General features: G+C 40.2%; 10 protein-coding genes. 2 read left to right on the top strand and 8 right to left on the bottom strand.

Features of this window, described 5'->3' with window-relative positions; translation table 11 throughout:
* Nucleotides 1-21 precede the first annotated feature (21 nt).
* From hisA to V7147_RS24015, 6 genes are all read right to left on the bottom strand, one after another.
* Nucleotides 22-756, bottom strand: coding sequence for a 1-(5-phosphoribosyl)-5-[(5-phosphoribosylamino)methylideneamino]imidazole-4-carboxamide isomerase (gene hisA, locus V7147_RS24040; protein ID WP_335370321.1), 735 nt, complete (start codon nucleotides 754-756; stop codon nucleotides 22-24).
* The gene (gene hisH / locus V7147_RS24035; protein WP_335370320.1) at nucleotides 753-1,385 is read right to left on the bottom strand and encodes an imidazole glycerol phosphate synthase subunit HisH; all 633 of its coding nucleotides are present in this window, start codon (nucleotides 1,383-1,385) and stop codon (nucleotides 753-755) included. Before hisH ends, hisA begins: the two co-directional genes overlap by 4 nt.
* Nucleotides 1,386-1,973, bottom strand: coding sequence for an imidazoleglycerol-phosphate dehydratase HisB (gene hisB, locus V7147_RS24030; protein WP_335370319.1), 588 nt, complete (start codon nucleotides 1,971-1,973; stop codon nucleotides 1,386-1,388).
* A 112-nt stretch (nucleotides 1,974-2,085) separates the two neighbouring features.
* Nucleotides 2,086-3,351, bottom strand: coding sequence for a histidinol dehydrogenase (gene hisD / locus V7147_RS24025; RefSeq protein ID WP_335370318.1), 1,266 nt, complete (start codon nucleotides 3,349-3,351; stop codon nucleotides 2,086-2,088).
* A 199-nt stretch (nucleotides 3,352-3,550) separates the two neighbouring features.
* The gene (gene hisG, locus V7147_RS24020; RefSeq protein WP_335370317.1) at nucleotides 3,551-4,174 is read right to left on the bottom strand and encodes an ATP phosphoribosyltransferase; all 624 of its coding nucleotides are present in this window, start codon (nucleotides 4,172-4,174) and stop codon (nucleotides 3,551-3,553) included.
* Between the two features lies 1 nt (nucleotide 4,175).
* Nucleotides 4,176-5,348 (bottom strand): ATP phosphoribosyltransferase regulatory subunit, encoded by a 1,173-nt coding sequence (locus V7147_RS24015; RefSeq protein ID WP_335370316.1) that lies wholly within the window; start codon nucleotides 5,346-5,348, stop codon nucleotides 4,176-4,178.
* A gap of 403 nt (nucleotides 5,349-5,751) precedes the next feature.
* Here V7147_RS24015 and V7147_RS24010 point away from each other — a divergent pair, with 403 nt between their 5' ends.
* Together V7147_RS24010 and V7147_RS24005 are read left to right on the top strand one after the other, a co-directional pair.
* Nucleotides 5,752-5,877: a hypothetical protein gene (locus V7147_RS24010; RefSeq protein WP_335370315.1), complete on the top strand. Its 126-nt coding sequence runs from the start codon at nucleotides 5,752-5,754 to the stop codon at nucleotides 5,875-5,877.
* A gap of 55 nt (nucleotides 5,878-5,932) precedes the next feature.
* Nucleotides 5,933-6,103, top strand: coding sequence for a hypothetical protein (locus V7147_RS24005; RefSeq protein ID WP_438824647.1), 171 nt, complete (start codon nucleotides 5,933-5,935; stop codon nucleotides 6,101-6,103).
* A 125-nt stretch (nucleotides 6,104-6,228) separates the two neighbouring features.
* Here the strand turns inward: V7147_RS24005 and V7147_RS24000 are convergent, their stop codons facing one another.
* Both V7147_RS24000 and V7147_RS23995 read right to left on the bottom strand, forming a co-directional pair.
* Complete coding sequence (locus V7147_RS24000) at nucleotides 6,229-7,650, bottom strand: aldehyde dehydrogenase family protein (protein WP_335370313.1); 1,422 nt, start codon at nucleotides 7,648-7,650, stop codon at nucleotides 6,229-6,231.
* A 49-nt stretch (nucleotides 7,651-7,699) separates the two neighbouring features.
* On the bottom strand, nucleotides 7,700-8,566 hold an 867-nt coding region (locus V7147_RS23995), incomplete at its 5' end, for an MFS transporter (protein WP_335370312.1).

Raw genomic sequence — 8,566 nt, 5'->3', positions numbered from 1 at the left:
GAATTATTCTTTTTGTGATCATCAGCCTTTCACCTCTTCCAGCGCCTTTTCGACGGTAAATTGATTGGTATAAATCGCTTTTCCGACAATTGCACCAGAAACACCTTGGTCCGCTAGCTTGCTTAATGCTTTTAAGTCATCGATTGAGCTAACTCCACCTGAAGCAATTACTTGTTTTCCTGTGGCATCAGCAAGGGTCGCAACTGCGTCAATGTTCGGGCCGCTAAGCATGCCATCTGTTGCGATATCGGTAAAAATAAACGTTTGCGCTCCGGCATTTGCTAGCTCAACACCCAAATCAGTGGCTTTTACTGAAGAAGTGTTTAACCATCCTTCCGTTGCCACATATCCATCTTTCGCATCAATGCCAATTGCGATTTTTTCTTTGTATTTTTTAAGCATTTCCTTTACGAAATCGGGGTCTGAGATTGCGGCACTTCCTAAAATTACACGGTCTACGCCATTTTCAATATAGTAGGCAACATCCTCTTCCGTTCGAATACCACCGCCGATTTGAACTTTCGCGGCGAGCTTGTTCGCAACCTCAATCACGTAATTGTCATTTACTCGTTTGCCAGCTTTTGCCCCATCTAAGTCCACCATATGAATCCACTCTGCGCCCGCATCAGCAAATGCTTTTGCCATATCAAATGGTGAATTACCATACACTGTTTCCTTATTATAATCCCCTTGTAGCAATCGAACGCATTTGCCGCCACGCATATCGATTGCAGGGTAAATTGTAAAAGTACTCATATCGTCACCTTCTTTTCTACGATTGCAGCGAAGTTTTGGAGAATTTTTAACCCTAAGTCACTGCTTTTTTCGGGATGAAACTGGGTTCCAAATACCTTTCCTATTCCGACAACTGCTGGAACCTCAACATCATAGGTACTGCTTGCGATCACATTCTCATTGTTAGTTGTCGCATAATAGGAATGAACAAAATAGACATGACCTGCCCCTATACCCTGTAAGAGCGGAGATGCATTTTTTAGCTCAAGGTCATTCCACCCCATATGTGGCACCTTATAGGTTTCACCACTTGCTGTTACACCTGGGATTTTCGTGATCCTTCCTTTTAAAAGGCCAAGGCCCTTTGTTAGTCCGTTTTCTTCACTTTCTTCAAACAAAAGCTGCATGCCAAGACAAATTCCAAGGAGTGGTGTCCCTTTTGCTACGGAATCTTTAATAAAAGTGACTAACCCTTTTTCATGTAAAATCCCCATCGCATCCTTAAAGGAACCAACACCTGGTAAAAGCAGACCGTCTGCTTTTACGAGTTCGTCTGGTATGCTTGAAATGAAGTATTTATAATTCATCCGCTCAAGCGCCTTAGAAACGCTATATAAATTCCCCATGCCATAATCGATGATACCAATCATCTATAACATCCCTTTCGTTGATGGGACCCCCTTAACTCGTGGGTCGACCATAGTTGCCTCATCTAACGCACGACCTAATGCTTTAAAAATCGCCTCGATCATGTGATGTGTATTGTGACCGTAGTGAACAATTACGTGGAGGTTGATTCTCGCTTCTAATGCAAGCTTCCATAAAAATTCATGCACGAGTTCCGTATCAAATGTACCAACACGGGAGCTTGGGAAATCAGCTTTTAATTCAAAATGTGGACGATTTCCAAGGTCGATGACAACCTGTGCAAGTGCTTCATCCATTGGAACGAACGCATTTCCGTAGCGCTTAATTCCTTTTTTATCACCGAGTGCCTCACGTAATGCTTGTCCTAAACAAATTCCAATATCTTCTGTTGTATGGTGATCGTCAATTTCAGTATCACCTTTTGCATCAACTGTCAGGTTAAAATGTCCGTGCTTTGTAAAAAGGTCGAGCATGTGGGACATAAATGGTACACCCGTATCAAGATTCGAGATTCCTTCTCCATCTACCGAAAAATCTAGTTTGATATCTGTTTCATTTGTTTTACGTTCAACTTTTGATTGTCTAGTCATGATTACACCTACCGTTATCCACAATTTTAAAATCTTCGTTAAATGCTTGGTATTGCTTGGTTTCTTGGATTATTGTCCACAATACCCACAGTTGAATCTGGAATTTTGTGAATTATTTTAATCGTTCCTCAACGGCTCTGGCATGTGCTTCTAACCCTTCAAGTCTTGCAAAGGCAGCTATTTTTGAACCGTTCTCTTCGATTGCTTGTTTGCTATATGAAATAATACTTGATTTTTTCGTAAAATCATCCACACTTAATGGACTTGAAAAGCGTGCGGTTCCATTTGTCGGAAGAACATGGTTTGGACCAGCAAAGTAGTCTCCAACAGGCTCTGAGCTATAACGACCGATAAAAATCGCACCAGCATGTTTGATTTTTCCTACCTGCTCCATTGGCTCCTTCGTCACAATCTCAAGATGTTCAGGGGCAAGTTCGTTTACAACCTTGATTGCCTCGTCTAGGTTGCTAGTGACATAAATGGCACCAAAATCATTAATTGAAGCCCGAGCGATATCCTTACGAGGAAGCAGGGCAAGTTGTTTTTCAACTTCTTCGGAAACTGCTTCGGAAAGCTCCATTGATGGTGTTACAAGGATGCTAGATGCACGTTCATCATGCTCTGCTTGGGATAATAAATCTGCCGCTACTTCGTTTGGTAATGCTGTTTCATCTGCTAGCACCACTATTTCACTTGGTCCTGCAATCATGTCGATATCCACATTCCCGTACACTTCACGCTTCGCAAGTGCGACAAAAATATTTCCTGGTCCGACGATTTTATCAACAGGCTTGATGGTTTTCGTTCCAAATGCCAACGCCCCAACTGCCTGGGCACCGCCAACCTTGTAGATTTCCTTCACACCGAGGATATCAGCTGCGACTAAAACCCCCGCTGGAATTGTGCCGTCCTTACCAGGTGGTGACACCATCACGATTCGCTCGACGCCTGCTACCTGTGCTGGAATGACATTCATTAGTACGGATGATGGATAGGCCGCTTTCCCACCTGGCACATAAACACCAACAGCATCAAGGGGGGTGATTTTTTGACCAAGAATCGTACCATTAATCTTCATCGTCATCCATGATTGCCTAACCTGCCGACTATGATAATCCCTGATATTTTCAGCTGCTTCTTTAATGATCGGAACAAGATTCTCGTCTAGTTTTTGATAGGCTTCTTTAATATCTGAATCGGTGACTTTTAACTCATCAAGGAAAACTCCATCAAATTTTTCAGTATAGTAACGAAGGGCGTTATCCCCTTCTTTTTGCACTTCTGCAAGTATTTCTATGACTATTTTTCTCTGTTCTTCAGTCCCGCTATCAATGGTCCGCTTCAGTGAAACAGTATTGGTTACACGTTCAATTCGCATAATCTGTTGATCCTTTCTTGATTAATCAAATACGCCAAGGCGTATTTGCGCCCAGATTTTTTCGCGCCTACGCGAAAAACTACCTTTGAAAATCTGTGGCATCCGCCGGAGGCTTAACTTTATTCAGCCTAATCTTGGACCTGTATACTGCATTCTATATTTCAATTTACATGGACCTGTAGATAAATGCTGAATAAAGTTATACGACTTTTGAAAGACGCTCTACGATTTCGTCGATTTGCTGATCCTTTAAGCGATAGCTCACTGGATTTACGATCAGGCGTGAAGTGATGTCCGCAATATGTTCAAGCTCCACTAATCCGTTTTCCTTTAAAGTTCGTCCTGTCGATACGATATCCACAATTCGGTCAGCCAATCCAATTAAAGGAGCGAGCTCGATGGAACCATTCAATTTAATGATTTCCACCTGTTCACCATTTTCGCGATAATAGCTTGATGCAATATTAGGGTATTTTGTCGCTATTTTTGTTACGGGACCCTTTACCTTCACATCTGGAAGCCCTGCAACTGCTAGATAACATTCGCTAATTTGCAAATCAAGCACTTCATATACGTCTCGCTCTTCCTCAAGCATCACATCTTTCCCGGCAATCCCAAGGTCTGCCACGCCATGCTCAACATAAGTGGTCACATCCGTTGGTTTTGCAAGCATAAATCGAAATGGCTCATCGGGAACATCGATAATCAATTTTCTAGAATCCTCAAATTCAGGTGGAAGCTTATAGCCTGCTTTTTGTAAAAGCTGTGCCGCTTCTTCAAAAATTCGTCCCTTCGGCATCGCTATTGTTAGTTTGTCGGTCATTTTAAGCCTCCTCCTTTCTTGAAGTTCCTAAGAAAAAGGTGTTCTTCGCAAATGCGCTCGTACACGCATCAACATCCTTGATTCCAGCGATATCCTGAAGAATGACTCTCTCACCCTGTTCTCGCTTACTCATTGCAAAACGGATGGCATCTTCTCGCTGTTCCGCACTAAATATTACACAATGAATTTCAGGTTCATCCTGTGGTAGATCAAGTGCTTCCAGTAGTCGGTCAATCCGAATTCCAAAGCCAGTTGCAGGTGCAGGACGATCAAATTTTTCAAATAAATGATCATAGCGACCACCGTTTCCAACTAAAAAGCCGACATTCTCCGCGTAAATCTCAAAAAGAATGCCCGTGTAGTAGCTCATATGGCTGACAAGATTGAAGTCAATTTTAATATGCTCTGTTACTCCGAATGCCTCTAATTTTTTCCACAGCATTTCAAGTTCTTCCGCCGCTTTTTTTCCTTTTTCACATTCGACTAATTCTTTTGCTTTTGCAATTTTTGTTTCATTTCCTCTTAATTGTAAAAGAGAAAGTAACCGTTGTTTATCAATCGAAGAGAGCGGCAAGCTTTTCACATGCTCTCTGTAGCCTACGTAATTTTTTTCATATAAATAGCGTTGTAGAGCATCGGCTCTTGCTCCATTTCCGACAATCTCCATAAACAATGCCCTAACATAGCCTATATGGCCAATGGGTACTGTAAAATTAGTAAGTCCCGCTTGCTTAAGCGCTGCAATCATAAGAGAAATGACCTCTGCATCTGCGCTTGTTGTCGTATCGCCAATAAACTCAATTCCGATTTGCTCAAATTCTGCAGGTCTTCCACCTTCATGCTGCTGGGCGCGGAACACATTTGCCGAGTATGCGATACGTAATGGGTATTCCCCTTTATATAAACGGGACGCTGCTACACGTGCAATTGGTGCTGTCATATCAGGTCGAAGGACGAGTGTATGTCCCTGTGAATCCAATAATTTAAATAGTTGACGGTCGAGGATCGCCGACGCCTCACCAATTGTTTCATAATATTCAAGCGTTGGAGTCTCAATAAATTGATAGCCCCAGCCTTCAATTTGAGAAGACATCGCATCACGAATTTTCTTTTTCGCTGCATATAAAGCCGGCAATGTATCTCTCATCCCTAACGGTTTTTCAAACATAAACACGATTTTCTTCACCACCAAAGTTTGTATATATCTATTTTCTCATACTTTTCCCAAAATTTCATTTTACTTTAGTTCGCTAATATACTACCAAGATAAAGTATATATTACACCTCTCCAAAACATACGTCAACGGAAAAGTCAGAATTTAGTCTATTCAGGTCGGCTGGTTGTGGTATATGTGGATAAAATAAATACCACCTGTGGATATTGTGGGTATTGTTGATAACATTTGAATGGAGTTGTGGATTATGTTTGTTAAGTGGATAAGTAGATTAAAAATTTGTAAGCAGGTGAGGAAGAAGAGAGGTAAAAGATGGAATATCGAAATAAGAGGAGTGGCTTTGGAGGAGACAAGGAATACTCATAACATGAAATATACTTACATACAAAAGGAGATGCTAACGTGCCTAATCTAAATGATAATAAGTTCAGAAAAATCCAGTCTGAAAGTTTCAAGCAAGGAAAATCCCAAGAAGAATATGCTGCGGAACTTGAAATGAACAAAATGAAAAGTCAAAAAAGGAAATAACTCGCCAGATCAAGGACATTGAGAATGCATTTGAGTTGAAATGGAGGTGTAAATGTTGACAAAGCGTATTAATAAAGGCAGTCAAAATCAAAATTCCCCTAGCAGCGGTGGTAAATTAGAAACAGAATTTGGCCAAGAGTTCACTAGTGGAGATAATAACAAAGGAAAGAAATACAACTCCAATCGTGGAAGTAAATCTCAACTAAAAAACCCAAATAATCACTAATTGCGAAAGGAACCACCTCGGTTCCTTCTTTCCTAACTAATTAGGTCAACAGGTTTTGTTAAGGACATTAGTAACAATAAAAGAGGACGCTTTTCTTATTTATAAAAAAGCATCCGTAATTTTAGTTATAACTTAAAAGAAACGAATTTTGATTCTGTCATTTCCTCAACAGAATATTTTATGCCTTCTTTACCTACTCCGCTATTCTTCACACCACCATATGGCATATTATCTACGCGGAAAGATGGTATATCATTAATAATTACCCCGCCAACTTCTAAACGCTCTGCCGCATCAAACGCTTTTTGGAGATTGGTTGTATAGACCCCAGCTTGTAAACCATACTCTGAATCATTCACTAAATCTATCGCTTCGTCCCATGATTTATATGGATTAACTACAACGATTGGTCCAAAGGCTTCATTACACGAGATTGATAAGTTTTTTCCACCATTTACTACAAGGGTTGGTTCAAATGCATTCCCCACTCTTTTCCCACCATAGGCAATTGTTGCTCCACCGTTTACTGCTTCTATTATCCAACTTTCAATCCGATCTGTTTCACCAGGATTAATTAAAGCAGAAATATCCGTATCCTCTGATTTTGGATCGCCTATTACCAATTTTTTTGCATGAGCCCTCATTTTTTCAATAAATGTTTCTAATAGATTTTCTTTCACAAAGATTCGTTGTACAGAGATACATACTTGACCTGAGAAATTAAAGGCCCCTTCTACACATCGTGCTGCAACCGCGTCTAAATCATCAGTATCCTCTACAATTACACCGGCATTTGATCCCAATTCTAATGTTACACGTTTTAAACCAGCTTTTTCCTTAATACCCAAACCTACAGGCACACTTCCTGTAAAAGTAACCATTTTGATACGAGAGTCTGTAACTAATAAATCACCAACTACTCCCCCTTTACCGGTGACCACGTTTAAGGCACCATCCGGAAGCCCTGCTTCTTCAAATATTTTAGCTGTCATAAAGCCGCTTAATGGAGTCTGAGATGCAGGCTTAAGAACAACTGTATTCCCTGCTGCAAATGCTGGTCCTAATTTATGTGCTGTTAGGTTAAAAGGAAAGTTAAAAGGAGTTATCGCTGCAATAACGCCCAATGGCTCTTTCTTCACATAGCCAAAGCGATTTTTGCCTCCTTTTGCTGCACCTAAAGGCACTGTTTCACCGTGTATTCGTTTCGCTTCTTCAGCTGCAAACTTATATGTTTCAATCGTACGTGCTATTTCTGCTCTTGCGGCTTTTAAAGGCTTGGCATTTTCAGTTGCCAAAATCAGTGCACATTCTTCTTTTCTTTCGGACATAATTTGAGATACCTTCTCCAGGATTTCAGAACGTTCAGCAGCACTTAAACCTCTCATCACTTTAGTTGCCTTTTGTGCACTTGTTATCGCCTGCTCAACGTGATTTTTATTTGCGACAGGAATTTGGGCCACAAGCTCTTGATTATAAGGGGAAAGTAATTCTTGAAATTCTTCAGCTTCCACCCATTGACCATCAATGTATAATTTATGTATTTCCACTTTCTATTCCTCCTTTTGTGTTGATAAAATCAACCTCATAAAGTCATTATTATCCGGTTATATTTCTCTCTTCACTAAAGATCACTTGAGTTTCAACGACATGTTTTAACATAAAGTAGGTAAGGATTGCTGTAAAACAACCCAATAATCCAAGTATAATAAATCCTTGCTCCAAGGTTAGCCAATCTCCAATGACTCCCATAAACAATGGACCGATAAACATGCCTAAACCGTAGATGGCTTGATAAAACCCCATCGCTGTTGCTCGTTTTCCAGAGTCCATGTGTTTTATACTCATTGACATTAGAATGGGAGAAACAAAACCTCTTCCTAATCCAGCAAGACATTGTGTGATAATTAACAAAAAGATACTCCCTACAAAAGGGATTACAATTGTAAATAGTCCAATGAATACAAAACCTGCAATAACAACTGTTTTCTCTCCAAAATATCTTGATAGATAGCCTCCACCAATCCATGCGGCAATTGCCATTGGGAACGTAGAGAAAAATGTAAGTAACCCCATATCAAATTTTGAAGCACCCAAATTTTGTGCATAAACAGGGGTGAATCCAAACACAGTTGCGAAAGCTAATAATTGGAATAAAATTGCTAGAGAAGAGACAATAACAAGTGTTTTATCACTTGCTACCTCAATAACCCCTCTCATTGTTATTTTTTGATCATTTTCTTCCTTATTTTCAATAATAAAAAATGCCCCTACTAAACCAAGTGCTCCTATTACTCCACCTAATAGAAAGGCTGCTTCAAAACCATATAGATCCGCAACCCATCCGCCAATTAAAATCCCTAACATTTGCCCGCTCATGTTATAAAAAGTAATCTTCCCAATAGCTTCAGTCGTCTGTTCTTTCATATAATAACTTACAAATAAAATAGTAAAATCAACCCAGGT

It is taken from the genome of Bacillus sp. JJ1521, from assembly GCF_036965165.1.
Lineage (GTDB): Bacteria > Bacillota > Bacilli > Bacillales > Bacillaceae_L > Ferdinandcohnia.
Note: the sequence above shows the minus strand (reverse complement) of the source record. Positions and strands in the feature narration are given on the sequence as shown.